The organism is Streptomyces sp. P5F9, from assembly GCF_057961495.1.
The window spans coordinates 42,008-68,119 of record NZ_JBXVPZ010000007.1; the positions used below are offsets into that span (position 1 = coordinate 42,008).

The 26,112-nt window shown below is 71.0% G+C and carries 27 protein-coding genes and 1 pseudogene; 11 read left to right on the forward strand and 17 right to left on the reverse strand.

Features of this window, described 5'->3' with window-relative positions; translation table 11 throughout:
• The first annotated feature begins 88 nt into the window (after positions 1–88).
• The 3 genes from AC31A1_RS02590 (at position 89) to AC31A1_RS02600 (ending at position 4,281) form a co-directional block, all read left to right on the forward strand.
• A complete protein-coding gene (locus tag AC31A1_RS02590) occupies positions 89–1,621 on the forward strand; it encodes a S8 family serine peptidase (RefSeq protein ID WP_489651600.1) in 1,533 nt (510 codons plus the stop codon).
• Between the two features lie 115 nt (positions 1,622–1,736).
• Entirely contained in the window at positions 1,737–3,170 is a 1,434-nt protein-coding gene (locus tag AC31A1_RS02595; RefSeq protein WP_489651601.1) for a CoA transferase, read from the forward strand.
• A gap of 100 nt (positions 3,171–3,270) precedes the next feature.
• Positions 3,271–4,281: a CopD family protein gene (locus AC31A1_RS02600; protein ID WP_489651602.1), complete on the forward strand. Its 1,011-nt coding sequence runs from the start codon at positions 3,271–3,273 to the stop codon at positions 4,279–4,281.
• A 56-nt stretch (positions 4,282–4,337) separates the two neighbouring features.
• Here the strand turns inward: AC31A1_RS02600 and AC31A1_RS02605 are convergent, their stop codons facing one another.
• The 8 genes from AC31A1_RS02605 to AC31A1_RS02640 all read right to left on the reverse strand — a co-directional run bounded on the left by AC31A1_RS02605 (position 4,338) and on the right by AC31A1_RS02640 (position 12,133).
• Positions 4,338–5,384, reverse strand: coding sequence for a zinc-dependent alcohol dehydrogenase family protein (locus AC31A1_RS02605; RefSeq protein WP_489651603.1), 1,047 nt, complete (start codon positions 5,382–5,384; stop codon positions 4,338–4,340).
• 37 nt (positions 5,385–5,421) lie between these two features.
• On the reverse strand, positions 5,422–6,129 hold the full coding sequence (locus tag AC31A1_RS02610; protein WP_489651604.1) for a lysoplasmalogenase: 708 nt from the start codon (positions 6,127–6,129) through the stop codon (positions 5,422–5,424).
• Positions 6,126–7,004: a sterol desaturase family protein gene (locus tag AC31A1_RS02615; protein ID WP_489651605.1), complete on the reverse strand. Its 879-nt coding sequence runs from the start codon at positions 7,002–7,004 to the stop codon at positions 6,126–6,128. The genes AC31A1_RS02610 and AC31A1_RS02615 overlap by 4 nt, the downstream gene beginning before the upstream one ends.
• 125 nt (positions 7,005–7,129) lie before the next feature.
• A complete protein-coding gene (locus AC31A1_RS02620; RefSeq protein WP_489651606.1) occupies positions 7,130–7,852 on the reverse strand; it encodes a VIT1/CCC1 transporter family protein in 723 nt (240 codons plus the stop codon).
• A 25-nt stretch (positions 7,853–7,877) separates the two neighbouring features.
• On the reverse strand, positions 7,878–9,161 hold the full coding sequence (locus tag AC31A1_RS02625; RefSeq protein WP_489651607.1) for an amidohydrolase family protein: 1,284 nt from the start codon (positions 9,159–9,161) through the stop codon (positions 7,878–7,880).
• A complete protein-coding gene (locus tag AC31A1_RS02630) occupies positions 9,158–10,441 on the reverse strand; it encodes an amidohydrolase family protein (protein ID WP_489651608.1) in 1,284 nt (427 codons plus the stop codon). Before AC31A1_RS02630 ends, AC31A1_RS02625 begins: the two co-directional genes overlap by 4 nt.
• 10 nt (positions 10,442–10,451) lie before the next feature.
• The gene (locus tag AC31A1_RS02635; RefSeq protein ID WP_489651609.1) at positions 10,452–11,336 is read right to left on the reverse strand and encodes an SDR family NAD(P)-dependent oxidoreductase; all 885 of its coding nucleotides are present in this window, start codon (positions 11,334–11,336) and stop codon (positions 10,452–10,454) included.
• Entirely contained in the window at positions 11,336–12,133 is a 798-nt protein-coding gene (locus AC31A1_RS02640; protein ID WP_489651610.1) for an acetoacetate decarboxylase family protein, read from the reverse strand. The genes AC31A1_RS02635 and AC31A1_RS02640 overlap by 1 nt, the downstream gene beginning before the upstream one ends.
• A 172-nt stretch (positions 12,134–12,305) precedes the next feature.
• Between AC31A1_RS02640 and AC31A1_RS02645 the strand changes: the two genes are divergently transcribed.
• The 5 genes from AC31A1_RS02645 to AC31A1_RS02665 all read left to right on the forward strand — a co-directional run bounded on the left by AC31A1_RS02645 (position 12,306) and on the right by AC31A1_RS02665 (position 17,172).
• A complete protein-coding gene (locus AC31A1_RS02645) occupies positions 12,306–13,289 on the forward strand; it encodes a DEDDh family exonuclease (protein ID WP_489651611.1) in 984 nt (327 codons plus the stop codon).
• 149 nt (positions 13,290–13,438) lie between these two features.
• Positions 13,439–13,672, forward strand: a complete 234-nt coding sequence (locus tag AC31A1_RS02650) for a hypothetical protein (RefSeq protein ID WP_078623033.1) — start codon at positions 13,439–13,441, stop codon at positions 13,670–13,672.
• An 85-nt stretch (positions 13,673–13,757) separates the two neighbouring features.
• Positions 13,758–14,552, forward strand: a complete 795-nt coding sequence (locus tag AC31A1_RS02655; RefSeq protein WP_489651612.1) for an SURF1 family cytochrome oxidase biogenesis protein — start codon at positions 13,758–13,760, stop codon at positions 14,550–14,552.
• 71 nt (positions 14,553–14,623) lie between these two features.
• Positions 14,624–16,411 carry a glycoside hydrolase family 15 protein gene (locus tag AC31A1_RS02660; protein WP_489651613.1) on the forward strand — a complete coding sequence of 596 codons (1,788 nt, stop codon included), beginning with the start codon at positions 14,624–14,626 and terminating at the stop codon, positions 16,409–16,411.
• A gap of 5 nt (positions 16,412–16,416) precedes the next feature.
• Positions 16,417–17,172, forward strand: a complete 756-nt coding sequence (locus AC31A1_RS02665; RefSeq protein WP_489651614.1) for an SDR family oxidoreductase — start codon at positions 16,417–16,419, stop codon at positions 17,170–17,172.
• Positions 17,173–17,218: 46 nt separating this feature from the next.
• Here the strand turns inward: AC31A1_RS02665 and amaP are convergent, their stop codons facing one another.
• The 5 genes from amaP to AC31A1_RS02690 are packed head-to-tail and all read right to left on the reverse strand — an operon-like array spanning position 17,219 to position 19,586.
• Positions 17,219–17,797 carry an alkaline shock response membrane anchor protein AmaP gene (amaP, locus tag AC31A1_RS02670; protein ID WP_489651615.1) on the reverse strand — a complete coding sequence of 193 codons (579 nt, stop codon included), beginning with the start codon at positions 17,795–17,797 and terminating at the stop codon, positions 17,219–17,221.
• A gap of 5 nt (positions 17,798–17,802) precedes the next feature.
• Complete coding sequence (locus AC31A1_RS02675) at positions 17,803–18,480, reverse strand: DUF6286 domain-containing protein (RefSeq protein WP_489651616.1); 678 nt, start codon at positions 18,478–18,480, stop codon at positions 17,803–17,805.
• On the reverse strand, positions 18,477–18,863 hold the full coding sequence (locus AC31A1_RS02680; protein WP_489651617.1) for an Asp23/Gls24 family envelope stress response protein: 387 nt from the start codon (positions 18,861–18,863) through the stop codon (positions 18,477–18,479). Before AC31A1_RS02680 ends, AC31A1_RS02675 begins: the two co-directional genes overlap by 4 nt.
• The gene (locus AC31A1_RS02685) at positions 18,860–19,045 is read right to left on the reverse strand and encodes a hypothetical protein (RefSeq protein WP_019060657.1); all 186 of its coding nucleotides are present in this window, start codon (positions 19,043–19,045) and stop codon (positions 18,860–18,862) included. The genes AC31A1_RS02680 and AC31A1_RS02685 overlap by 4 nt, the downstream gene beginning before the upstream one ends.
• Before the next feature lie 55 nt (positions 19,046–19,100).
• Complete coding sequence (locus AC31A1_RS02690; RefSeq protein ID WP_318015499.1) at positions 19,101–19,586, reverse strand: Asp23/Gls24 family envelope stress response protein; 486 nt, start codon at positions 19,584–19,586, stop codon at positions 19,101–19,103.
• An 87-nt stretch (positions 19,587–19,673) separates the two neighbouring features.
• Here AC31A1_RS02690 and AC31A1_RS02695 point away from each other — a divergent pair, with 87 nt between their 5' ends.
• Positions 19,674–20,456: a nucleopolyhedrovirus P10 family protein gene (locus AC31A1_RS02695; protein WP_489651618.1), complete on the forward strand. Its 783-nt coding sequence runs from the start codon at positions 19,674–19,676 to the stop codon at positions 20,454–20,456.
• 25 nt (positions 20,457–20,481) lie between these two features.
• Here AC31A1_RS02695 and AC31A1_RS02700 read toward each other — a convergent pair whose 3' ends face one another.
• From AC31A1_RS02700 to AC31A1_RS02710, 3 genes are all read right to left on the reverse strand, one after another.
• On the reverse strand, positions 20,482–21,294 hold the full coding sequence (locus tag AC31A1_RS02700) for an enoyl-CoA hydratase/isomerase family protein (protein ID WP_489651619.1): 813 nt from the start codon (positions 21,292–21,294) through the stop codon (positions 20,482–20,484).
• Positions 21,295–21,411: 117 nt separating this feature from the next.
• On the reverse strand, positions 21,412–21,630 hold the full coding sequence (locus AC31A1_RS02705; RefSeq protein ID WP_019060653.1) for a helix-turn-helix domain-containing protein: 219 nt from the start codon (positions 21,628–21,630) through the stop codon (positions 21,412–21,414).
• Positions 21,631–21,983: 353 nt separating this feature from the next.
• The gene (locus tag AC31A1_RS02710) at positions 21,984–23,582 is read right to left on the reverse strand and encodes an ABC-F family ATP-binding cassette domain-containing protein (protein WP_266767336.1); all 1,599 of its coding nucleotides are present in this window, start codon (positions 23,580–23,582) and stop codon (positions 21,984–21,986) included.
• Between the two features lie 344 nt (positions 23,583–23,926).
• Here AC31A1_RS02710 and ypfJ point away from each other — a divergent pair, with 344 nt between their 5' ends.
• Together ypfJ and AC31A1_RS02720 are read left to right on the forward strand one after the other, a co-directional pair.
• Positions 23,927–24,817: a KPN_02809 family neutral zinc metallopeptidase gene (ypfJ, locus tag AC31A1_RS02715; protein ID WP_489651620.1), complete on the forward strand. Its 891-nt coding sequence runs from the start codon at positions 23,927–23,929 to the stop codon at positions 24,815–24,817.
• Positions 24,818–24,960: 143 nt separating this feature from the next.
• Entirely contained in the window at positions 24,961–25,374 is a 414-nt protein-coding gene (locus AC31A1_RS02720) for a VOC family protein (protein ID WP_489651621.1), read from the forward strand.
• Positions 25,375–25,392: 18 nt separating this feature from the next.
• Here the strand turns inward: AC31A1_RS02720 and AC31A1_RS02725 are convergent.
• A pseudogene (locus AC31A1_RS02725) lies at positions 25,393–26,112 on the reverse strand (hypothetical protein); the annotation flags it as partial.

A 26,112-nucleotide genomic window follows, 5' to 3' on the forward strand; every position in this document is an offset into this window, starting at 1 on the left:
CTGCACCACTAGTCATGTACCTGATGCACCTGCCCGAGCGCGCCACCACGTCTCGGGCCGTTTCGTTTCCGGATGATGTGGAGATCCCATGGCTCATCTGCGCCCCAGACGTCGGCTCGCCCTGGCCGTACCGGTCGTCCTGTCGCTGACCGCCTCGCTCGGTTTCCTCCCGTCGGCGGCCTCGGCGGTCCCGATCGCGGAGCCCACCGCGCAGGCCGCTGACGCACCGAACCTTGCGTATGTGGTCAACACCCGGCTGGACAACCGCACGATCAACTCGGTCAAGAGGGCGATCAATGCGGCCGGCGGCACCATCGTGGTGACGTACGAGAAGATCGGTGTGATCGTCGTCCACTCGGCGAACCCCGACTTCGGGCTGATCATCCGCAAGGTGCCCGGTGTGCAGTCGGCCGGTGCCACGCGCACCGCGCCGCTGAGCCTCGCCTCGACGACCGACGAGGGCGCGGTGCAGTACCTCTCCAAGGACCAGGCCGCGAAGACGGCGAAGGCCTCGGCCGCCGCCGGAGACAGCGAGCCGCTCGAAGCCGACCAGTGGGACCTGCCGGCGATCGGCGCCGACAAGGCCGCGAAGATCAACCCGGGCAGCAAGAGCGTGACGGTCGCCGTCATCGACGTCGGCGTCGACGACACCCACCCGGACATCGCCCCGAACTTCTCCGCCTCACAGTCCGCCAACTGCGTGGGCGGCAAGGCGGACACGACGTACGGCTCCTGGCGTCCCGTGGACTCCGCCCACTACCACGGCACGCATGTCGCGGGCGAGATCGCCGCCGCCCGCAACGGCATCGGTGTGGCGGGCGTCGCGCCGGGCGTGAAGGTCGCCGGGATCACGGTGGCCGAGCCGGACTCGACCCAGCTGTTCTACCCGGAGAGCGTCGTCTGCGCGTTCGTGTTCGCCGCGGACCACGGCGTGGAGATCACCAACAACAGCTACTACGTTGATCCCTGGCTGTACAACTGCATGGACGACCCCGATCAACGTGCCATTGTTGATGCGGTCAACAGAGCCCAGCTGTACGCCCAGAGCAAGGGCACGCTCAACGTCGCCGCGGCCGGCAACTCCAACGACGACCTCGACTCCGACGCCCTGGTCGACGACTCCAGCCCCGACGACTCGACCGCGACGACCCGGACGGTCGACCCGCACAAGTGCTTCGACGTACCGACCCAGTTGCCGGGTGTCGTCACGGTGAGCTCCGTCGGCGTCAAGAAGGCCAAGTCGTACTTCTCCAGCTACGGCCAGGGCGTGATCGACGTGTCGGCGCCGGGCGGGGACGCCCTGCAGATCCCGGACACCCCGTCGAAGAACGGCCGCATCCTGTCCACGCTGCCGAACAACACGTACGGCTACCTCCAGGGCACCTCGATGGCGACCCCGCACGTCGCCGCCGTGGCCGCGCTGCTCAAGTCGACGCACCCGCATGCCTCTCCGGCCCAGTTGCAGGCGCTACTGAAGGCCGAGGCGGACAACCCGGGCTGCCCGACCGCCCCGTACGACACCAACGGCGACGGCGTCGCGGACGCGACCTGCGTGGGCGGCAAGCGCGTCAACGGCTTCTACGGGTTCGGCATCGTCAACGCTCTGCGGGCGGTGAAGTAGCCGACACCTGACGTGCGGACGGGCCGGGCGGATCTCCACCCGGCCCGTTCGTGTCCGTACGGACATCCATATCCGCCCGCCTATATTGATTGAATCAATACCGCATAGTTCAGTCATGACTGACATCAAGATGGCATGGGCCGCTCTGGGCGGCGATCCCGCCCTGGTCTCGCGCGTCTCGACCGTCGCGCGTCCGGGGGCGCTCGAAGCGCGGCTTCCCGTACGGGAGTTGGCGCGGGCCTGCGTGGGAGCGTGCGCGCTGGCCGCAGCCGAGTTGGGGGCGCGGCGGGCCGGGCTCGCGGAGGTGCCCGGGGTGCGGGTGGACGACGGGGCCGTCGCGACGGCGTTCGTCAGTGAGCGTCATCTGTTGATCGACGGGCGGGCACCGGTCAGCTTCGCGCCGCTGTCGCGGTTCTGGCGGACGGCCGACGGGTGGGTCCGCACCCACGCGAACTATCCGCACCACCGGGCGCGGCTGCTGGACGCGTTGAAGCTGCCGGGAGACGCGTCGGTGGAGGACGTGGCCGAGGTGCTCGCCGAGCGGTCGGCACCGGAGGTGGAGGAGACCGTCTACGGCGCCGGGGGCCTCGCGGTCGCGCTGCGGACGGCGGAGGAGTGGGCCGCGCACGCGCAGGGGGTCGCGGTGGCCCGGCGGCCGCTCGTCGAGCGCGAGCGGCTCGGCACCGCACACGCGCGCGTGCTCCCGCCGCTCGACAGTGATCCGTTGCTGCCCGCCGCCGGGCTGCGTGTGCTCGACCTGACCCGGGTCATCGCGGGCCCGATCGCCACGCGGACGCTCGCGTTGCTGGGCGCCGACGTGCTGCGCGTGGACGCCCCGCGGTTGCCCGAGGACCCCGACGCCCACGCGGACACCGGTTTCGGGAAGCGGTCGACCCGGCTGGACCTCGGGCTTGCGGCCGACCGGCGGGCCTTCGAGGAGTTGCTCGCGCGGGCGGACGTGGTCGTCACCGGATACCGGCCGGGCGCCCTGGACCGGTTCGGGCTCTCCCCCGAGGCGCTGGCCGACCGCAGGCCCGGGGTGATCGTGGCGCAGTTGTCGGCGTGGGGCGCGTACGGGCCGTGGGGTGACCGGCGTGGGTTCGACAGTCTGGTGCAGGTCGCCACCGGCGTCGCGGCGATCGAGGGGTCACCGGAGCTGCCCGGCGCGCTGCCCGCGCAGGCCCTCGACCACGGGACCGGGTATCTGCTGGCGGGCGCGGTGCTGCGGGCGTTGACCGAGCAGTCGGAGCAGGGTCACAGCATCACCCTGCGGCTGGCGCTCGCACGGACTGCGGCCTGGTTGACGGCGCGCGACAGCGAGCAGGGCGGGGTTGCGGGCGAGCAAGGCCGGGCGGCGCGCGAGCACGGCGGAACCGCGGACGAGGAGCGCGGGACGGCGTACAACCGGCCCGATGCCTGGCTGGTCGAAACGGACAGCAGTATCGGGCGGCTGCGGCATGCCCTGCCGCCGGTGTCGTTCGCCGGTGGACCCTCGAACTGGGCGCGTCCGCCGGGGTGTTGGGGTACGGACCCGGCTCGTTGGGCTTGATGCGAGGGTCGGCCGGAAACGTACCTATGAGCGGAATGCCGTTCCGCCAGTTGTTTCGTTGCACTTGCCCGGTTATGTGGCGGCTGGTGAAGATCTTGGGGTGACCTTGATACGACCGACTGTCGAAGTGGCCGACACGAGCGGCTCCGGGCGCCGTCCTGGTACGCGTCGGGCCGTCGCCGTACTGGCCCTGGTGGTGCTCGCCGCGCTGATACCCCTGCTCGGCCCGTCTGCCGCGCTGCACGACACCGGGGAAGCCGCCGCGCCCGGTGTCGGCGGCATCGCGCTGCTGCGGGCGGTGCTGTTCGGCGCGCTGTGCGTCCCCCTGGGCGAGCTGTTCGTGAACCGGCTCGCGCGTACCGTGCCCGGCGCTCCCTCGAACGGCCCCCGCAGCTGGGCCCTGTACGCGGCCGGTGCCGGTTTCGTCGCCGCCCTGGGGCTCGCGTCGGTCGTGGCGACGGGCAATCTGGTGCCGCACAGCCTCGCCCAGATCGACGTCGGCGGTCTCTACCAGTCCCGGGACGGCAAGTTGGCGCTCCTGGAGGTCAACGCGTTCGCCGTGGCGGCCCTGTGCGCCCGGTCGCGCAGGCCCGGCCTCCAGGCGTGGCCCCCGGCCGCCGTGGTCGTCGCGGAGGCGCTGCGCGTGCACCCGGCGAGCGAGCACAGTCCCCTGGTCGGCTCCGAACTGACCCTGGTGCACCTGACGTGCGCGGCGCTGTGGGTGGGCGGTCTGCTGCACGTGCTGCGGACGTTGCGACAGTGGCGGGGTACCGAAGCGGGGGCCGCGTTGTTGGGGCTCTACGCGCGCGTGGCGGCCGTACTGCTCGCCGCGATCACCGCTACGGGCGTGTGGAGTTCGCTGCGCCGGATGCCGGCCGGCACGATCCTGGACCAGCTGACGACGACGGCGTACGGGCGCACCCTGCTCGCCAAGGTGATCCTCGTAGCCGCCGTCGCCGTCCTCGCGTTGTGGGCACGGTCCCGGCTGCGGCGGGCCACCGATCCGCTGACCGCCTGCTCACCCGCGCGGGCGGAGGTCGTCGCCCTGGGGGTGGTGGTCATGGTCTCCGGACTGTTGACGGCCTTGCCGGTGCCGATCCGCTGGCATTGACCAACCCGTCGCTCAACCAGCCACTCGACCAGTCAATGTCTGCCGTCAATAGTTGATCAACCGTTGGTGACCAGGACCTTCAGGGCCGTGCGCTCGTCCATCGCCTTGTAGCCGTCGGGCACGCCCTCCAGGTCGACCGTCAGGTCGAAGACGGGCGAGGGGTCGATGGTGCCGTCCAGGATGTCGGGCAGCAGCTCCGGGATGTAGGTGCGGACCGGCGCGACCCCGCCGCGCAGCGCGATGTTCCGGTCGAACATGACCCCGAGGTCGAGGCCGGTGCCGCTGCCGTGCGGCACTCCGACGAAGCCGATCGCGCCGCCGTCGCGCGCGATGCCGACGGCCGTCCGCATGGACTGCTCGGTGCCGACGGCCTCGACGACGGCGTGTGCGCCCTGGCCGCGGGTGAGTTCGCGGACGGCCGCGACGGCGTCCTCGCCTCGTGCGGCTACGACGTCGGTGGCGCCGAAGCGGCGGGCGATGTCCGTGCGCACCTCGTGGCGGCCGAGCGCGATGATCCGCTCGGCGCCGAGGCGCTTGGCGGCGAGCACGGCGCACAGGCCGACCGCCCCGTCGCCCACGACGGCGACGGTGGCGCCTTTGCGGGCGCCCGCGCCGAGGGCCGCGTGGTGGCCGGTGCCCATGACGTCCGACAGGGTCAGCAGCGCGGACAGCAGGTGGTCGTCGGAGGCCGCCTCTTTGGGCAGCCGTACGAGGGTGCCGTCGGCGAAGGGCACGCGTACCGCCTCGCCCTGGCCGCCGTCGTAGCCCACGGCGCCCCAGAAGCCGCCGTGCACGCAGGAGGTGGTGAGGCCCTCGCGGCAGTAGTCGCAGATGCCGTCGGACCATACGAAGGGCGCGACCACGAGGTCACCGGTCCTGACGCCGTTCACCTCGGAGCCGGTCTCCTCCACGATCCCGAGGAACTCGTGTCCGATGCGCTGTCCCGGCTGCCGGGCCGACTCGCCGCGGTACGCCCACAGGTCGCTGCCGCAGATGCAGGCGCGCAGCACCCGGACCACGGCGTCGGTGGGCAGTTGCACCAAGGGCTCGGGGACGTCCTCCACGCGCATGTCGAACGGGGCGTGGATGGTGGTGGCGCGCATGGCGAGGGTCCTTCTCGTCGCGGGTGTGCTGATGCGCTCAGGGGGTGGTCGAGCGCACTTCACGGTACGCCGCCGCCGGTGCGCGGCGCTCGGCGAGGTTGTCGAGCACGCCCTGGACCAGCAGGAACTGTGCGGCGAGGTACGTCAGCATGATCCAGAAGTCGGGTCTGGGCGGCTGCGGCCAGTCGGCGACGCCGGTCGCGATCAGGGTGTCGGAGACCATGAAGAGCGCCCCGCCGAGCCCGGCGACGAGGCCGAGCCGGGTGGCTGCGGCGCAGGCCATAGCCGTCAGGAGGGCGCTGTAGCCGGCCACGGGGATGCGCAGGTCGACCGGGAGGTCCGGCCACAGCAGCGTGACGGTGACGGCCGGCGCGGCGGCGTACCCGAAGGCGAGCAGACCGGCACGCACGCGTGGAGCCCTGTTCAGGCCGCCGTACGTCCTGAAGAGGGCGAGGTAGCAGAGGTGGCCCGCCGCGAAGCAGGTCATGCCGGCGAGGAAGGCGGGGTCGGCGTCGGACAGCAGCAGGGTGTCGCCGCCCCAGCCGAAGAGGAGCGCGGCGACGAGGAGTCGGGGTGCGCCGCGCACGGCCGCGTACACGGCGAGGAGCGGCATCAGCAGGGGCTTGGTGACGGTGTGGGCGGGGTCGTAGCCGACGGCGAGCGCGAGCAGGTCCACGAGGGCGGCCGGCCCGAAGACGGTCAGGAACGCGCGGGAGACAGCCGGGTGTGCGGGACGTGGGTTCACGCGGCCGCGGTCTCCTCGGCGGCCGGGACGTCCTGCTCCGGGACGGGCGCCGGCTGCCAGCCCGGTCCCCGGAACACGCGCCCCGCGCGCTCGCGCCAACTGGTCGCCGCCTTCAGGTCCTTGGCGATGGCGACGTACTCATGGGTGGCCACCTTGATCGGGTTGAACGTGTTGATGTTCTTCGTCAACCCATAGACGGGCCGCTCAACCTCCGGCACGAAGGACCCGAAGATTCGATCCCAGAGGATGAGGATGCCGCCGAAGTTGCGGTCCAGATAGCCGCCCTGGGAGGCATGGTGGACCCGGTGGTGGGACGGGGTGTTGAAGACGAACTCGAACCAGCGGGGCATCCGGTCGATCCGCTCGGTGTGGATCCAGAACTGGTAGACGAGGTTCGCCGAGGAGCAGAACGCCAGCGCGGCGGGATGCACGCCCAGGGCGATGAGCGGGACGTAGAACGGCCATACCGTGAGGGTCGTCCAGGGCTGGCGCAGGGCCGTGGTGAGGTTGAACCTGCGGCTGGAGTGGTGGACGACATGGCAGGCCCACAGGATGCGGATGACGTGGTGACCGCGGTGGGACCAGTAGTAGAAGAAGTCCTGCCCGAGCAGCATCAGCGGGATCGTCCACCACAGGACGGGCACCCGCAGCGGGGTGAGTTCGTAGATCGCGGTGTAGACCGCGACGATCGGGATCTTCCAGAGGAAGTCGAAGACGAGGCTCCCGAGTCCCATGCCGACGCTCGTGACGGCGTCCTTCGTCTCGTAGCCCGCCGCGTCGTCGTCGGGGTGGACGCGCACGCTGATCATCTCGATCACGGTCAGCAGCACGAAGGCGGGTATCGACCAGAGCACGGCATCGGGCAGGTTCGGCATGGGTGAACCGTAGGGCCGCGGACCGGCCGCGACCAGACGTTGTTACCCACAAGTATTACCTGGGGTACGCGCTTGCTTGTTGGCGATCTCCGCCAATGGGCCCGCCATGTCCCGGTTGTGGGTCACTACACCCCGGCCGCCCCCAGCAACGCCCCCGCCGCATAGGTGACCCCCATCGCCAGTGCCCCGCCCACCACGTTCCGCAGCATCGCCGGCCTCGTGTCCGCCGTCCCGAGCCGTGCGCTGCTCCAGCCCGTCAGCACCAGCGCCGCCAGGGACGACACCACGGTGACGCCGAGCCGCCAGTCGGCCGGGGGCAGGAGGATCGCCAGGAGGGGCAGCAGGGCGCCGGCCGTGAAGGACAGGAAGCTCGCCCAGGCTGCGTGCCAGGGGTTGGTGAGGTCGTCGGGGTCGATGTTGAGCTCCACGCGTGCGTGGGCGCGGAGGGCGTCGCGTTGCGTGAGCTGGGCCGCCGCCTCCATGGCCACCTCACGGGTCAGGCCGCGGTCCTGGAGGAGTTCGGTCAACTCCTCCAGTTCGGCCTCCGGTTGCTCCTTCAGCTCGCGCTTCTCCATGGCCAGAGCGGCCATCTCCGAGTCACGCTGGGTGGAGACGGACACGTACTCCCCCGCCGCCATCGACATGGAGCCGGCGAGGAGACCCGCGAGGCCGGCCGTCAGCAGCGCCGAGCGGTCGGAGGTGGCACCGGCCACGCCGACGACGAGGCCCGCGGTGGACACGATGCCGTCGTTGGCTCCCAGGACCGCCGCCCGCAGCCAGTTCAGCCGGGAGCCCAGCGTGCCGTCATGGGCCTCGTCGTGGACCTCGTAGTTGGTCGGTTCCGTCACGTCCCGAAGGATCCCACCCCCGTCGTCACCACACCCGTACCGACGCTCCCCGCGCGAACACCGGGCTCGTCGCGCCCGCCGGCGGTTCGGCGAGGGGCTCGGCGATCTCGGTCACCGTGGGGCCGACCTTCGCCGCGATCGGGTCCAGGGTGTCGAGGTCGAAGCCGTAGACGCGGGCCGCGTTGCCGCCGACCATGGCGGCGACCTCGTCGCGCGGCACGCGCGCGTAGGCGAAGCGCAGGCCCTCCCTGGAGTAGGGGTACGTCCCCTCGTCGTGCGGGTAGTCGCTCCCCCACATGATCTTCTCGATGCCGATGCGCTCGCGCAGGGGCACCTCATGGGGGCGCATGAAACTGGCGCCTACGAAGCAGTTGTCGCGCCATACCTGCGAGGGACCCTTGCCCATCGAAGTGGCAAGCCCGGCGCCGAACTTGGACTCCGCGGTCGATGCCGTCGATGCCTTCGTGGCCGCCGCGACCAGGCGCCCGTGGTAGTAGTCCAGCATGTCGAGCACCCCGGGTATCCAGCCGGAGCCCTGCTCGGTCAGGACCAGTCGCAGGTCCGAGTGACGGCGGAAGGCACCGCCGAAGATCAGGTGCCACAGGGCGCGGTGCGAGAACCAGGTCGTCTCGACCATGTACACCGCGCGGGCGGCCGGTTCGTCGCCCAGGGGCGGGGACGCCGAGCCCGCGTGGTGGTTGACGGGGACGCCGAGTTCCGCGCACGCGGCCCAGATCGGGTCGTACGTCGACGAGTACAGCTCGGGCAGTCCCGAGCCCGGCGGCGTGCCGGGGAGCAGCAGGCCGCCCCGGAGGCCCGCCCCGACCGCCCACCGGATCTCCTGGACGGCCTCCTGGACGTCGTTGAGGAGGATCTGGAAGACACCCGCCCGCCGGCCCGGAGCGGCCGCGCAGAAGTCCGCCAGCCAGCGGTTGTGGGCCCGCAGGCCGGCCCAGCGGCGCCGGAACTCCCCGGCGGTGGGCGCGGGTGCCATCAGGGAGCCGGACGGGAAGAACGGCGGGATGGTGTTCGGGAAGACGACCTCCGCGACGATCCCGTCCTCCTCCAGCTCCGCGATCCGCCGCTCGGAGTTCCAGTTCTTGTCGGCCGTGTCGGCGACCAGGTCCTCGTACGGGTTGACGTACGTCGCCGCCCACACGTCGAACTCGTCGTGGTACCGCTTCTCCAAGTAGGGCCGGTAGTCCAGGAGATCGGCGCCCGCGTGGCAGTCCGCGGAGATGACCGTGTACCGGTCCGTGCCGTCGGAACCCCCGGCACCCAGGGAACCCATGGAGCCCGTGGAGGTCATGGCGTCGCCCCCAGGACCGGGAAGTCGTGGTCGGTCAGCCAGTGCCGCCCCACTTCGCGCGAGCGCGCCCAGGACGCCGTCACAGCCTCCTGGTCGTCCTGCTGGCCGAGTTCGGCGGGGGTCGGGCCGATCCGGTGGGCCAGCGGGGTCAGCGCCGCCACGTCGAAGCCGAACGCGTCCGCGGCCGCAAGGCCCAGCATGCGGCGGGTCTCGTCCACCGGGATGTCGTGGAAGGTGCGCTTCAGCCACGCGCGCGTGTCGGGCCAGGTGCCCTCGGGGTGCGGGAAGTCGCTGCCCCAGAGGATGTTGTCGACGCCGATCTCGTACCGCTGGGCCAGTTCACGGCGCTTGGTGTTGGTGGCGCAGATGAAGACCTGCCGGTCGAGGTACTCGCTCGGCGGCCGTTTCAGCTCCGCGAACGGCGACAGCTTCTTGCCGCCATGGGCACCCAGGTAGAGGCGGTCCATGAACCACAGCTGGTTCGGCAGCCACCAGCAACCCGACTCCGCCACACCGAACTTGAGGCCCGGGTGGCGCTCGAAGACTCCGGACCAGAGCAGGAACCAGAGCGGCCGGGCGGGCCACCAGGTCACCTCGCTCACATAGATGCCCAGATGGTCGCCGTACTCGTGGCGGGGAGCGGCCCCGGAGTGCGTGAGTACCGGCATCCCGCACTCGGCCGCGGCCGCCCACACCGGGTCGTAACGCCGGTCGTGGTAGGGCTCCTTGTCGACCCACATGGAGGGGATCATCAGGGCGCCGAGGCCGGACTCCTTGGCGCGGTGGATCTCCGCGACGACCTTCTCCGTAGGGGCCGTCACGGGCAACAGGGCGACTCCGCAGTGCCGTTCGGGGTTCTCGGAGACGAAGTCGGCGAGCCAGCGGTTGTGCGCCCGCGCGCCCGCCATGCCCAACTCCGGGTCCTGGTCCCCGGAGAGGCCGAGACCGACCCCGAAGGGTGCGGCCGTCTGGCTGTCCACGGCGTCGGCGTCCGGGAAGACCACCTCGGCGGCCACCCCGTCCCCGTCCAGCTCCTTGAGGCGCTGCGCGGTGTCCCAACCCCCGCGCAGGCCCTCCTCGTTGTCCTGGAACCACTTCGCCGCGAACGCCTCGTTGCGGATGCCGAGCCGGGTCATCTCCTCGCGGCGCCGGTCGCGTCCGGCGAGGAACTCGTCGAAATCCCGGTGGAACCGGGCGTCCAGATAGGGCCGGTACTCCTCGGTGGGCAGCCCGGCGTGGCAGTCGGAGGAGATGATCAGGTACGGCTCCTGGTCGGTCACAACAACCCCCTCAGTCCAGGATGAAGCTCTCTAGGTACGACGGGTTCGCGCGGTCGAGCATCGAGCCCGCCCGTGCCCGGATCTGGGCGTCGCTGTGCTCGCTCTCGGGCAGCAGCCAGAAGCGGTCCGCGCGGATGCCGTCCACGACGAGGTCGGCCACCTCCTCGACGGGCGTGAAGGCGACCTCCTTGCCCGCCGCCCTCATCGCGGTCTCCCACTGGTCGAGGCTGCGGTAAGGGGTCCTACGGGGGCGCTCTTTCGCGTACCGGTCGGGCCGGTTGCGGTGCGACTCCCAAAGGCCCGTACGCAGCATGTGCGGCCCCGGGAAGAGCACCGAGGCACCCACGCGCGCGTGCTCGGCGCGCAGATGCGCGTACAGGGACTCGGTCATCGTCACGACGGCCGCCTTGGTGACGGCGTACACGGAGGCGGTGGGCAGCGGGGCGATACCGCCGTCCCCGGAGGACGTGTTGACGACATGACCGGGTTGACCGGACTTGATCATCCTCGGCACGAACGCCTGGATGCCGTGGAAGACGCCCCACACGTTGACGGCGAACGCCCACTGCCAGTCGTTCGGCTCGTGCTCCCACATCCGGCCCTCGGCACCCGAGCCGACCCCGGCGTTGTTGCAGAGGACGTGGACGGCGCCGTACGTGTCGTAGGCCGACTCGGCGAGATCCAGGACCTGTTGGCGTACGCCGACGTCGACCACGCGTGCGTGCACGTCGGCGCCGTCGGCGCGCAGATCGGCGGCGGCCTTGTCGAGGGCGCCCTCCTCGACGTCGGCGAGGACCACCTTGAGCCCGTCGGCGGCGAACCGCCGTGCCATCGCGAGCCCGATCCCGCTCGCCGCCCCGGTGACGACGGCAACCTGACCCTCCCTCAGCTCCATCAGGCACTCCCCTCCGGGGGTCCGTCATGGACCTGCTGCGGATCGTCGTAGCGCTGGTGGATGTACGGCAACAGGGCCTGCGCGTCGACCCGTTCGACGACGGTGCCGCGCTGGTCGCTGGTCTTCTCACCGATGGTGATGTCGACGAGGGTGCGGACCGGGAGGTCGGCGACCGGGTCGTACATGGACTCGCGCAGGACGACGTCTCCGGTGACGCGTTCCAGTCGGCGGACCTTCTCGTTGCGCAGGCAGTGCACGAGCACGGGGTCGGCGTCGAAGCCCGAACCGTCCACCGCGGGAAGGAACTTGAAGTAGAAGTCGGTCTTCTGCGTCGGCCCGGGGAGGGGCAGTTCCTCGCTGATCGCGCCGCGGACCTCCACGAACGCGATGCCGTGCCGGGCGAGGGACGCGTGCACGACGAGGCCCACGCGCTCGACGGTCACCTCGCCGAGTTTCTTGGGCTCCCCGAAGACCTCGCGACCGCCGGTGAGGGCCCGTTCGTGGGTCATCGGCATCACCAGGGGGTACCAGCCCTCGACGCCGTCGTGCGCGGCGGCGACCGCGAACGAGCCCGCGCCCAGGGGGTATCCGGTCAGTTCGACCTTGCTGATGTTCACCCGGACCAGGGGCCGCCCGGTGGGCTTGAGGGGTGGCGGGAGGACCGCCGCGACCGCGTCCGGGTCGCTCTCCCAGACGGCCACCACACCGGTGGACCAGATGTCGGGGAGCTTGGAGTTCGCCGTGCGTGCGGCGGCGATCTCCGCCTCGGTCCGTGCGCCGTACCGTACGCGTGCCATACGCCGTACCGCCCTTCGTAGGCCGTCATCCGTCAGGCGGGCAGCACGCTTGCACCGGGCGGGCAAAAGGTCCATAGCCACGCGCACGTGCATTCGGCGGACCCGAACGGGCGGGCGGGGCAGGCGACCTGAGGGACAGGGCTGTCAGTGGCGGCCCGTATCCTCAGTGACCATGCTCGAAGACCACTCGCCAACAGTGTCCGCAGCCACTCCGTGGCCGGCCGCATATCCCCAGGGGTATGCGGTAGTTGACGTGGAGACCACCGGCCTGGCCCGGGACGACCGGATAATCTCCGCGGCCGTCTACCGTCTGGACGCGCTCGGCGAGGTCGAGGACCACTGGTACACGATGGTCAACCCGGAGCGCGATCCCGGCCCCGTGTGGATCCACGGTCTGACGAGTGACGTCCTGGAGGGCGCGCCCCTCTTCAAGGACATCGCCGAGGAGTTCGCGACCCGCCTGGAGGGCCGGGTACTGGTCGCGCACAACGCGGTCTTCGACTGGCAGATGATCGCGCGGGAGTACGCGCGCGTGCAGATCGAGCCCCCGGTCCGTCAGCGGCTGTGCACCATCGCCCTGTCGAAGGAGCTGAGCCTGCCGCTGCCCAACCACAAACTGGAGTCCCTGGCAGCGCACTTCGGCGTCGTCCAGCAGCGCGCGCACCACGCGCTCGACGACGCGCGCGTGCTCGCCGAGGCCTTCCGTCCGAGCCTCCGCGCGGCGGCCCGGGGCGGCGTACGACTGCCGCTGCACGAGTGCCGGCCGCTGACCGAGTGGGCCCAGCCCGCACCTCGGATCGGTCAGCAGGCGGGGGGCTACGGCGGCTTCGGGGCGGGCAGTTGGCGTCCGGCGCGCAAGCGGCCCGCGTGCCCGTATCCCAACCCGGGGCGGTTCGAGGACGGCAGGCCGCTCAAACAGGGGATGCGGATCGCGTTCTCCGGGGACACGTCCATCGAGCGCGAGCTGCTGGAGGACCGGGCGGTGGAGGCCGGGCTGCATGTCGCGACGAGCCTGTCCCGGCTGACCAGCCTCCTCGTCACGAACGACCCGGACTCGGGCACCTCGAAGGTGGTCAAGGCCCGGCAGTTCGGCACCCCTGTGGTGGACGAGGCCGCGTTCGGGCAGCTGCTCCGGGACGTCGAGGCGGCGGACTGAGCGCGCCGTACGGAGCCGTACGCCCTGCGGCCGATCGCCTCGGCCGCAGGGACCGACCGCGCCGCACGGACCGTACGGACGGGTGATTGTCGTACGACTCGCCCCGCGCCCGCTCGCCCGTGCCGGGCGGACGGCCCACCCTGTGGCGCATGGCGAGATGTGAAGTGTGCGGCAATGACTACGGCATGAGTTTCGAGGTGCACGCGCAGGGCGCCGTGCACGTCTTCGACTGCTTCTCCTGCGCGATCCACCGCATGGCCCCGATCTGCGAGCACTGCCGGGTGCAGATCATCGGCCAGGGCGTGGAGGTCGAGGGCCACTGGTTCTGCGGCGGCCACTGCGCGCGGGCGGAGGGGATGGTGGGGATCATCGACAAGGTGTGAGCCGCCGGCCTTCCGGAAGCCGCGGCCCGTATCCCTTCCGGTACCCCCCTGAATGCGCCCCACGACCGAGTTGTACGGTCGTGGGGTGTACCGCTTCCTGATGTCCCGGCAGTGGGTGATCCTCGCGTTGATCACCCTTCTCCTGATCCCCACGATGATCAGGCTGGGCATCTGGCAGATGCACCGCTACGAGATGCGCAGCGCCCGCAACCAACTGGTCACGAACGCGCTGCACGCCAAGCCGGTCCCCGTGGAGACGATCAGCGCCCCCGGGCACGCGGTCACCCGTACGGAGAAGTACCGCACCGTGACCGCGACGGGCACCTTCGAGACTTCTAAAGAAGTCGTCGTCCGGCGTCGTACCAATGACGACGACGAGGTCGGCTTCCACGTCCTCACCCCGTTCGTGTTGACGGACGGCAAGGTCGTGTTGATCAACCGTGGATGGATCCCGGCGACCGGAGTGCAGACGGCGTTCCCGAAGATCCCCGCTCCGCCGAGCGGCAGGACCACCATCACGGGGCGTCTGATGGCCGACGAGACGACCGCGGCGAGCGGCATCAAGGACATCAAGGGCCTGCCCGACCGGCAGATCATGTTGATCAACAGTGAGGAGCAGGCGCGGCGCCTGCACGCCACGGTGCTCGGCGGCTATGTCGAGCAGACCGCGCCGGAGGCGAAGGGCGACACGCCGGAGCAGATCTCCGACCCGGGCAAGGAAGACGCCCCGCTGAACTACGCGTACATGATCCAGTGGTGGCTGTTCGCGGCGGCCGTCCCCGTCGGCTACGTAGTCCTCGCCCGCCGCGAGGCCCGCGACCGCCGGGAGGCGGCGGCGAAGGAAGAGCAGGCGGCGGAGGCCGAGCCCGCCACCGTGTGAGCCGGGGTTCCCTTCACCCGCCCGGCCCCGAACCTTGATTGCCTCACCGACAGGCAGGGAACCCGCACCCCGTGCACCCACGTATCGAGGACTACGCCCTCATCGGCGACGAACAGACCGCGGCTCTGGTCGGCATGGACGGCTCGGTCGACTGGCTGTGCCTGCCGCGCTTCGACTCGGCCGCCTGCTTCGCCAGAATGCTCGGCGACGAGGACAACGGCCACTGGCGCATCGCCCCCAAGGGGGCCGACCGCTGCACCCGCCGCGGCTACCGTTCCGACACCCTGGTCCTGGACACGGAGTGGGAGACCGACGAGGGCACGATCCGCGTCACCGACCTGATGCCCCAGCGCCACCGCGCCCCCGACGTCGTACGCATCGTGGAAGGCATCAGCGGCAAGGTCACCGTCAACAGCAGGCTCCGCCTGCGCTTCGACTACGGCTCGATCGTGCCGTGGGTGCGCCGGTCCGACGGGCACCGGGTGGCCGTCGCCGGCCCTGACTCGGTGTGGCTGCGCAGCGAACCCGAAGTGCGCACCTGGGGCGAGGACTTCAGCACCCTCTCGGAGTTCACCGTCGAGGCCGGCGAGAAGGTCGCCTTCGTCCTCACCTGGCATCCCTCGCACGAGCCCCGGCCGCCGCTCGTCGACCCGTACAAGTCGCTGCGCACCAGCGTCACGGACTGGAAGCGCTGGGCGGCCCGCTGCCGCTACGACGGCCCCTACAAGGACGCGGTCGTACGCTCCCTGATCACCCTCAAGGCCCTCACGTACCGCCCGACCGGCGGCATCGTCGCCGCGGCCACCACGTCACTCCCCGAAGAGATGGGCGGCGTACGCAACTGGGACTACCGCTACTGCTGGCTGCGCGATTCGAGCCTCACCCTGGGCGCCCTGGTCGCCGCGGGCTACCACAAGGAGGCCGAGGCCTGGCGCGACTGGCTGCTCCGCGCGGTCGCCGGCGATCCCGCGGACCTACAGATCATGTACGGCGTGGCGGGCGAACGGCGGCTCCCCGAATTCGAACTGCCGCACCTCTCCGGCTTCGCCGGTTCGGCCCCCGTCCGGATCGGCAACGGAGCCGTCAACCAGCTCCAACTCGACGTCTACGGCGAGGTCCTGGACTCCCTGTGGCTGGCCCGCCGCGCGGGCCTGTCCCCCAAGCCGCACATGTGGTCGCTCCAGGCCGTCCTCCTGGAGTGGCTGCGCGCGCAGTGGCGGCAGCCGGACGAGGGCCTGTGGGAGGTGCGCGGCGGGCGCCGGCACTTCGTGCACTCCAAGGTCATGGTGTGGGTGGCCGCCGACCGGGCCGTCCGCACCCTGGAGGAGTACGCCGACCTGCCCGGCGACCTGGAGGGCTGGCGCGAACTGCGCGACGATGTGCACCGGGACGTGTGCGAGAACGGCTACGACCCGGTGCGCAACACCTTCACGCAGTACTACGGCTCGCAGGAACTCGACGCCGCCCTGCTGCTCATCCCCCGCTTCGGCTTCCTGCCGCCCGACGACCCCCGCGTCGTCGGCACGGTCGACGCGGTCCGCGAGGCACTGGGCCACGACGGCTTCGTACGCCGCTACGACACCGCCGCCGACACCCCCGTGGACGGGCTGCCGGGCGACGAGGGCGCCTTCCTGGCGTGCTCCTTCTGGCTCGTGGACGCGCTGCAGATGACGGGCCGCAAGAAGGAGGCCCGGATCCTGTTCGAGCGGCTTGTGGGGCTCGCGAACGACGTGGGGCTGCTCGCGGAGGAGTACGACCCGGTGGCCGGCCGTCAGCTGGGCAACTTCCCGCAGGCGTTCAGCCACATCGGCCTGGTGAACACCGCCCTCGCCCTGTTCGGGGCCGAGGAGGCAGGATAGGGGCCATGGATCTTGGGCTGAAGGACCGGGTGTACGTCGTCACCGGGGCCACCCGCGGGCTGGGCAACGCCGCCGCGCGCGAACTGGTGGCCGACGGCGCGAAGGTGGTCGTCACCGGGCGGGACGAGAAGCGCGCGGCCGACGCGGCGGCCGAACTGGGGCCGAACGCGGTCGGCGTGGCCGTCGACAACGCCGACGCGGAGGCGCCGGCCCGGCTGATCGCCGCCGCGCGCGAGCACTTCGGGGGCTTCGACGGCATCCTCGTGAGCGTCGGTGGTCCGCCGCCCGGGTTCGTCGCCGACACCACCGACGAGCAGTGGCAGTCGTCGTTCGAGTCGGTGTTCCTGGGCGCGGTGCGGCTCGCGCGCGCGGCGGCCGAGGAGCTGGAGGCGGGCGGTGTCATCGGGTTCGTACTCTCCGGGTCGGTGCACGAGCCGATCCCCGGGCTGACGATCTCGAACGCGCTGCGGCCCGGCCTGGCCGGTTTCGCCAAGTCCCTCGCGGACGAGCTGGGCCCGCGTGGCATCCGCGTCGTGGGGCTGCTCCCGGCCCGCATCGACACGGACCGCGTGCGCGAGCTGGACGGGCTGTCCGCGGACCCGGAGGCCACGCGTGCGGCCAACGAGTCGCGGATTCCGCTACGGCGGTACGGGACTTCTGACGAGTTCGGGCGGGTGGCGGCGTTCCTGCTGTCGCCGGCCGCGTCCTACCTGACGGGGATCATGGTCCCTGTAGACGGTGGAATGCGGCACGGGTTCTGACACCCCATCAACTCGGTCCCGCCGCTCAACCCATCGAATCAACCCGTCAACTCACCCGCTCCGCGCGGTGCTTGACGCCCGTCAGGCGGACCTCCGTCGGCAGCGTCTCCAGGCCCGCCGAATCACGGGCGTGGGCAAGGGCGTTGGCCGTCAGGTGGTCGAGGGCGACTCCGGGGTCCACGTGCGGTTCCAGGCTGAGCTGGACGCGCGCCTCGGGTGCCGTGCGGGTACCGGCGAGCCGCACGTGCGCGTGGGCCACGCCGTCCAGAGCGCCCGCGTCGGTGGCGAGGACGCCCTCCAGGGCGCGGCCCCGCAGCAGCGCGCCCTCGCCGTCTCCGGTGCTGACGGCGACCTCGGCGAGCCGGCGCCGCCGTAGTACGGCGACGAGCCACCACAGGGCGAGCAGGACGAGGACGGCGAGCACGGCGAGGACCGTCGGCCACCACCAGCCGTCGCCCCGCCAGCGGGTCCGCCGGGCGTCACTCAGCAGGACGTCGTGGCGCCCGTCGTAGATCCACCAGGAGGGCGGCTTCACGCCGAGGCCTACGGCGAGTACGGAGCCACCCAGCACGAGCAGTACGAGGCCCACGACACCGATCACCGCGCGGTTGACGATCCTGAGCATCGGCCTCATCCCTTCCGGCCGGAACGGCCGACGCGCACCGACAGCGCGGGCGGCCGGGCGAGTCCGAGCCCGGTGATCGCGTCGCCGAGCACGGCGTCCAAGTCGGCCCGTACGTCGTCGAGTTCACGGAAATGCGACACCGCGCGGACGTCGGCCTTGGTCCGGCTCGTCCGTACGCGGACCGACTGCACGCCCGAGACCTCCATGGCCCGGTCGCGCAGCACCATCGCGGCGGCGGCGCGCTGCAGGCCGGCCCGGACGTCGGCGTGGGTGCGGCGCATCGGCAGCACCTGGCGCAGGCCGGGCGTGACGGCGAGCACGATCAGCCAGAGGCCGAGGACGGCGGCGATGCCGGCGCCGACGAGCACCCAGGTGTCGTCCAGGGGCCGTTGGGCGAACTGCCGGGCCAGTTCCCGGCGCCAGTGCGCGGCGGGCCGCTCCGCGCGCACGGCGGTGACGTCGTAGAGCAGGGCGCCCGCGCCGACGAGCAGCAGGACGGCGACGATGCCCGCCGGGATGCGGCGCGCCGACCAGAAGCGGCCGCCCTTGCCGTCGCCGTCATGGACGACGGGGACGGGATCGTAGTCGGACGCAGCGGTGTACCCGCCGTGTCCGGGATCGGTCTCCTTCTCGATGACCGGTAGTCGTTGGGTCGTGCCGTCGGAGCCTTGGGGCTCGCTCATCGCGTCCTCCCCTGTGCCGCGCCATGTGCCGGATGGAGCCGTTCCACTTGGACGGCGACCTCGGGCACCTCCATGCCCACCAACGCGCGTACCCGCTGAACCACCTGTCGACGCACCTGAAAACAGCGCTCGCCGATATCGCAGGGATAGTCGAGTTCGAGGTGCACGCGCACGCGTACCGTGTCGTGGTGTACGACGACGGTGGCATGCGGCGACGCGGCGTCCGGGTGCAGTGGTCCGAGCGCCTCGCGCGCGGCCTGTGCGGCGATCTTCGCCACGACCCGGTCGGCGATGCGGGTGGCGCCCCGCTCGCCGGGCGCGACGACCGTCAGGGGCCTGCCGCGCTCGTCGACCGCGCCGTCCCCGCCGCTCACGGGCGTCATCGCCGCCGGTCGTCACGCGAGCGGAAGAAGTCGCCGAGTTCCAGGTCCCCCTCCAGGAACCGGCCGACGACGAACCCGATGGCGCCCAGGGCCGCCACCAGCAGAAAGGCCCCGAACCCGCCGAAGTATCCGGCGAAGCCCAGTGCCATTCCGGCGATCATGCCGACCACGGCCCTGCTCATCCTGCGCTCCTCAGCTCGTTCGTCGGCCCGCTCATGGGTTCGTTCGCCGGTCCGGTCACTGGAGTCGGGGCTCCGGTTCGTCGTCCTCTTCGTCCGGCAGCTTCACGTCGCTGACCGCGATGTTGACCTCGACGACTTCGAGGCCGGTCATCCGCTCCACGGCCGTGATGACGTTCTCCCGTACGGCGCGGGCGACGTCCGCGATCGACACCCCGTAGTCGACGACGATCTCCAGGTCGAGCGCGGTCTGCACCTCGCCGACCTCGGCCTTCACACCCCGGGACACCGACTTCGTGCCGCCGGGCACCCGGTCGCGCACGGCCCCGAAGGTGCGGGACAGCCCACTGCCCATGGCGTGCACGCCCAGGACGTCCCGGGCGGCCAGCCCGGCGATCTTCTCCACCACGCCGTCGGCGATGGTGGTCCGCCCCCGGGACGCGGGGTCGCCGCCGCCGCGTTTGGTGGGGGGTTTACGGGTCTGTACGGACTCCCGCTCACCGTCGGGGTCCTGTGTCCGGTTCCGCTCCGTCATGTCGGTCATCGCCGTACATCCCTTTCGGTCGTCGTCCTTCGACCACGGTAGTTGCGGTTGCTCGGTCCCGCGCTGGACATGCGGCAGGCTGGAGGAATGACGGCGGACGCGTGGACGCGAGCGGTACGGCATCAACTGCGGCTTGGCAGGTTGCTGCCTCTGGGTGATCGGCGCGACGGGGCGTGGATCGCGGAGCGGGCGGCCGAGGCCGTACTGCGGGGCGCGGCGGAGCATGTGCGGGGTGTGCGGCTCGGCGCGCTGCGGATCGCGCTCGCCGATCCCGAGGACGCGCACGAGCCCGCCGTACCGCCTCCGCCGGGTGCGCTGCCGCCCGGGCCGCTGCGGATCACGGCCGATTTCGCGGCCGTGGCGACCGAGCCGCTGCCGACCGCAGCGTCCCGGTTGCGTACGGCCCTGGCCTCGGCCGCTGCGGAGCGGCTCGGTCTGGTGGTGGGCGAGGTTGATCTACAAGTGACTGTCCTGCTGGACCATATGGACGACATTGACGCCATGGACGATGTCGACCATGTGGACGATGCGGATCACGATCCTGCCGCCGACCTTGACCATGTTGATGACATTGATCGTGTGGACGATGTTGACCGTGTTGACGGCGCGGACGAGTCCCTGGTCGCCGCGGCCGCGCTCGCCGTCCCGGGAGTGGCCCGGCTGACCGGTGCGCTGGGCGGGCTCGGCCGGGCGGTGCACATCGAGGAGGTCGCCGGCGAAGGAGCGCTGCCGCGTCTCCACGCGCGTGTGGAGCTCGCGGTGCGCGCGGACCACCGAGCCTTGGATGTGGCCCGGGAGGTCCGTGCGCGGGTCGGTGAGGCGCTGCCGGATCACCCGACCGTGGCCGTACTGGTCACGAAGGTGGACTGACCGGCATGGTGGGCCGGCTGACGGCTTATTCGCCGACGCCGGCCAGGTCCCGCAGGCGTCGTGCCTGTGCGGCGCGCTCGGCGGCGCGCTGGTCGTCGTAGGCACGGCCCTGGACGCCCTGGAGCAGCGCTTTGGTCTCGATGAGGGCGTCGCGCGGGGCGGCCAGCAGTGCGGTCGCCAGGTCGCGTACGGCGTCCTCGACCTGGTCGGCGGGCACGGCGATGTTCGCGAGGCCGGTGCTGACGGCTTCCTCGGCCAGGACGGAGCGCCCGGTCGCGCAGATCTCCAGCGCGCGGGCGTAGCCGACGAGACCGACGAGCGGATGCGTGCCGGTCAGGTCGGGCACCAGTCCGAGGCTGGTCTCGCGCATGGCGAACTGCACATCGTCGGCGACGACACGCAGGTCACAGGCGAGGGCGAGTTGGAACCCGGCCCCGATGGCATGCCCCTGGACGGCGGCGATGGACACGATGTCGCTGCGTCGCCACCAGGTGAAACCCGCCTGGTACTCGGCGATGGTCCCGTCCAGCACGGCGTCATCTCTGTGCGCGAGGTCGATGAACGACGGTTCCCCGTCGAAACCCTCGGGCGTGAACGCCTGCCGGTCGAGTCCGGCCGAGAAGGACTTGCCCTCGGCACGCAGCACCACGACACGGACGGAGCCCGGCAGCAACCGCCCGGCCTCCGCCAACGCCCGCCAGAGAGCAGGATTTTGAGCGTTGCGCTTGGCCGGATTGGTCAGCGTCACCGTGGCGATCGCGTCGTCGACGATGAGCCGTACGCCGTCCTTGTCGAGTACGGGACCGAGGTCCTTGTCGTCCTGTTCGGGCGAAGCCATGGGGCGCCTCCGATGTGTGCGGTCAGCAGAGCAGAGCTAAGTGACTGCACAGTAACCACCCGGCCGGTCAGTCGTCCGACCGGGTGGCCACCATCGAAGCCGATGAGCCACCCGGGGTCAGGCCGAAGCCTTCTTGCCCCGGGTCGCCCCGCCACGCCCACGAAGCGTGACGCCGGACTCGCTGAGCATCCGGTGAACGAAGCCATACGAGCGGCCGGTCTCTTCGGCCAGCGCTCGGATGCTCGCACCGGAGTCGTACTTCTTCTTCAGGTCTGCCGCGAGCTTGTCGCGCGCGGCGCCGGTTACCCGGCTGCCCTTCTTCAGAGTCTCGGCCACCCGTGCCTCCTCATGGGAAGTGCGCTCTTGGTCTCCTCATGATCACCCCTCCAAGCGTTCATGGCCACCCATTCGGCAAGGTCCGTAAGACAAGGTTTTGACGACAGGAGTGCGTCCCCACAAGTGGAATGTGGAATTCCTGAGAGTCGTGTCCGTACGACCGAACGAGTTGTTCCGTGAAGTACCTGGTCAGAGACGCAGGACGGCCGAGCCCTTGTCGATAAAGGGCTCGGCCGGGAAATCGGTGTACGACACACCTCGGTACGAGGAGATCTCACACAGATGGTGGATCACCGGTGGGCCGAATGATCCATACGCCGTGGATCAAGCATTCGGTCAAGCGGCGCTGACCGTCAGGCGAGCGCGACGAGATCCGCGTAATCGGCACCCCACAGGTCCTCGACGCCGTCCGGCAGCAGGATGATGCGCTCCGGCTGCAGCGCCTCCACGGCGCCCTCGTCGTGGGTGACGAGAACGACGGCGCCCTTGTAGGTGCGCAGTGCGCCGAGGATCTCCTCGCGGCTGGCGGGGTCCAGGTTGTTCGTCGGCTCATCCAGGAGGAGGACGTTCGCGGACGACACCACCAGGGTGGCGAGCGCGAGGCGGGTCTTCTCGCCGCCGGAGAGGACCCCGGCCGGCTTGTCGACGTCGTCTCCGGAGAACAGGAACGAACCGAGCGTCTTGCGGACCTCGACCAGGTCCAGGTCGGGGGCGGCGGAGCGCATGTTCTCCAGGACCGTGCGCTCCGGGTCGAGGGTCTCGTGCTCCTGCGCGTAGTAGCCGAGCTTGAGGCCGTGGCCCTCGATGACCTCGCCGGTGTCCGGCTTCTCGGCACCGCCGAGGAGCTTCAGGAGGGTCGTCTTGCCGGCGCCGTTCAGGCCGAGGATGACGACGCGCGAGCCCTTGTCGATGGCCAGGTCGACGTCGGTGAAGATCTCCAGGGAGCCGTACGACTTCGACAGGCCCTCCGCCATGAGCGGGGTCTTGCCACAGGGCGAGGGCTCCGGGAAGCGCAGCTTGGCGACCTTGTCGGAGACACGGACCGCGTCCAGCCCGGCGAGCAGCCGGTCGGCGCGCTTGGCCATGTTCTGCGCGGCGACCGTCTTGGTGGCCTTGGCGCGCATCTTGTCGGCCTGCGAGTGCAGGGCGGCGGCCTTCTTCTCGGCGTTCTGCCGCTCGCGCTTGCGGCGCTTCTCGTCGGCCTCGCGCTGCTGCTGGTAGAGCTTCCAGCCCATGTTGTAGTAGTCGATCTGGGAGCGGTTGGCGTCCAGATAGAACACCTTGTTGACGACGGTCTCGACGAGGTCGGTGTCGTGGGAGATCACGATGAAGCCGCCGCGGTACGTCTTCAGGTAGTCGCGCAGCCAGACGATCGAGTCGGCGTCGAGGTGGTTCGTGGGCTCGTCGAGGAGCAGTGTGTCCGCGTCGGAGAACAGGATGCGGGCCAGCTCGATACGGCGGCGCTGACCGCCGGAGAGCGTATGCAGCGGCTGGCCGAGCACGCGGTCCGGGAGGTTCAGCGCGGCGGCGATGGTGGCGGCCTCGGCCTCGGCGGAGTAACCGCCCTTGGTGAGGAACTCCGTCTCCTGGCGCTCGTACTGGCGCATGGCCTTGTCGCGGGTGGCGCCGCTGCCGTTGGCGATGCGCTGTTCGTTCTCGCGCATCTTGCGGATCAGGGTGTCCAGGCCGCGCGCGGAGAGGATGCGGTCGCTGGCGAGCACGTCCAGGTCACCGGTGCGGGGGTCCTGCGGGAGGTAACCGACCTCGCCGGAGCGGGTGACGGTGCCGCCGGCGGGCTGGCCCTCGCCGGCCAGGACCTTGGTCAGGGTGGTCTTGCCGGCGCCGTTGCGCCCGACCAGACCGATGCGGTCGCCCTTGGCGACACGGAAGGTGGCGGACTCGATGAGGACGCGGGCACCGGCGCGCAGCTCGATACCGGAGGCGGAGATCACGGTCAGACTCCAGAGCGGGGTCGTAGGCGGAAGGGGCGGCTGAGGACGTTCCCGCCGTCTAATGCGCGAGGAGAATGGCCATGGGCCAAGTCTAACGGGGACGTGCAAGCGCTTTTCCTGTGCGCGGCGGGTCATCGCCCTGGGGCGGACGGTCCGGGGTGATCCGCTACAGGTCGTCCACAGCGATGAGCTGCGCGGTCCGGTGCGGTGCCGGGAGATGAGCACCCCACGCGCGTGACGTACGGCACGTGCACGCGTGCGTGCTCGGTGGGCGGGGTCGGTGTCGTCCCCCGTTCGGCCCCTCGTCCAACGCCCCGCCGGGAACGGCGGGCGAGGATGACGCCATGCAGTTCGACGACGACGCGAATCTGGACACCTCCGAGGTGCAGGACGTGCGCGGCAGCCGGATTCCCGGTGGCCGGGCGACTGTGGGTGGTGGCCTCGCGGGGCTGATCGCGCTGCTGCTCGGGCTCTTCTTCGGCGTCGGTCCGGACAACCTGGGGTTGTCGTCGGGCAGCGACTCGCCGGTGGCGACCGCGTCCTCGCTGGCCCAGGTGCAGTCGTCCTGCCGTACCGGGCAGGACGCGAACACCAAGGAGGACTGCCGCATCGTGGCGGTGGTCAACAGCGTGCAGGACTTCTGGACGCAGGAGTTCCGGCGGCGCAGCGGTACGTACACGCGGTCGCCGACGGTCTTCTTCAGCGGGCAGGTCGCCACCGCGTGCGGGACGGCGACCTCGGCGGTGGGGCCGTTCTACTGCCCCGGCGACCGGAAGGTCTATCTGGACCTGGGGTTCTTCGACGAGCTGCGGACGAAGTTCGGCTCCAGCGGCGGACCGTTCGCGCAGGCGTATGTCGTGGCGCACGAGTACGGGCACCACGTGCAGGACCTGATGGGCACGCTCGGCAGGTCGCAGGACGGGCGGACCGGTGCGAACAGCAACGCGGTGAAGGTGGAACTGCAGGCGGACTGCTACGCCGGGGTCTGGGCGCATCACGCGACCACCACGCAGGACGAGTCGACCGGCCGGCCGTTGATCACCAGCCTCACGGACGCCGACATCCGGGACGGGCTGGACGCGGCGGCGGCCGTGGGCGACGACCGGATCCAGGAGCGGTTCCAGGGCCGGGTGACGCCGGAGAGCTGGACGCACGGGTCGGCCGCGCAGCGGCAGCAGTGGTTCTACCAGGGCTACAGGACCGGGGACATGGCGCAGTGCAACACCTTCCGCTGACGGCGGTCGGCGGCCGCGATGTCCGGTTCGCGGGGGCGTTGTCAGTGGCGGGTGCAAGACTCGTCGAAAGCGATCGAAGCAGCGGAAACACCGAGGAACCCGACAACAGCTGACAACACCAGGCGCACAAGGAAGTGATCGGCATGGCAGGCGAGAACAGCGGGCGTCCGAGCATCTACCCGTCTCTGCTGTACGCGGACGCGAAGGCGGCGATCCGGCAGCTCACGGAGGCCTTCGGCTTCACCGAGCTGGCGGTGTACGAGGGCGAGGACGGCTCGGTGATGCACGCGGAGCTGGTGCAGGGCAACGGCGCGGTGATGCTCGGCTCCAAGGGCCGCGGCGGCCGTTTCGACGAGGCGATGAAGAGTGCGGGTCCCGCCGGGGTGTACATCGTCGTGGACGACGTCGACGCCCATCACCGGCGGGCCGTGGAGCACGGCGCGGAGATCCTGATGCCCCCGACGGACCAGGACTACGGATCGCGGGACTACATGGCCCGGGACGCCGAGGGCAACATCTGGAGCTTCGGTACCTACGCTCCGGACATAGGAATCTGACCGCGCCTGGCCTCTCGCCTAGCTTCCCCCCGTGTGCACCTGGAAGGCCGCCCGGCGTACGGCCTTGGCGAGGGCCGGGTCCGGGTGGGCGGCGGCGAGCGCGACGAGGACCTGCACGGTGCGGGGATGCCCTACGGCACGGACCTCGTCGAGGAGCATCGGGACGGTCGGCTGGATGGCGGACTCCAGGTGCCGCACCAGCAGCGGGGCCTCCCCGTGGTCGGCGACGGCCGCGGCGGTGTCGACCCACAGCCAGGTGGCCTCGGCGCGGGTGAGCACCTCGTGCGCGTCCTCCGGGTCGATCCCGTCGTGCTCGGCGAGCCACAGCAGGGCGTACGGCCGCAGGGTCGCCTCGTCGACGACGGCGCGGACGTCGGGCTCGGCCGGGGCGCCGACGACGCGCAGCGCCTCGAAGGCGAGGCCGCGCAGCAGGGCGTCCTCGCCGCGGGCGGCGTCGATCAGCTGGCCGACGGCGGTGCCCACGGTGCGGGCGGCGAGCCAGGCGCGGTACTCGGCGCGGGCGGCGTTCGGGCGGAGCTGGGAGCAGCCGCGGAGCATGTCCTCGGCGGACTGCTCGATGTTCCCGGCGGGGCTCTGCGCGGCCACGCAGATCTGCTCCAGCTTGACCCAGACCGCCCAGCTGCCGAGCGGGGTGAGGGTGGCCTGGGCGTCGCCGTAGGTGAGGGCGCCGACGGAGGCGAGGGCGTGCAGGGCCCAGTCGAGGAGGGGGCCGAGGGG